General features: G+C 66.8%; 1 protein-coding gene. It reads right to left on the reverse strand.

Annotated features, from left to right (window positions below; translation table 11 throughout):
* Positions 1–452 (reverse strand): Ig-like domain-containing protein (locus AC1DHT_RS29370; RefSeq protein WP_477761607.1); only part of this gene is annotated, 452 nt, incomplete at both ends.

Raw genomic sequence — 452 nt, forward strand, 5'->3', positions numbered from 1 at the left:
GCCCTTGCTTGCCGGCGCGCTGGCCGAGTTCAGCGTGAACAGGTGGCCGTCGTCAGCGTCGGTGTCGTTGGCCAGCACGTYGATSGTCAGGGTCTGGTTYTCCGTGCCGGCGGCCGTATCGGCCACCGCCACCGGCGCGTCGTTGGTACCAGTGATCGTCACGCCCACCGTAGAGCTCGAGAGTGCGCCGTGTTCGTCCTGCATCTGGTAATTGAGCGTCACGTGCTCGACCGCACCCTGCGCCAGATGATCGAAGTCGCTCCCCGGATTGAACACCAGCTGGTTGCCGACCACGCTGGCCGTGCCCTTGCTTGCCGGCGCGCTGGCCGAGTTCAGCGTGAACAGGTGGCCGTCGTCAGCGTCGGTGTCGTTGGCCAGCACGTTGATGGTCAGGGTCTGGTTCTCCGTGCCGGCGGCCGTATCGGCCACCGCCACCGGCGCGTCGTTGGTAC

The sequence above is a fragment of the Pseudomonas sp. 05N432 genome (assembly GCF_056396945.1).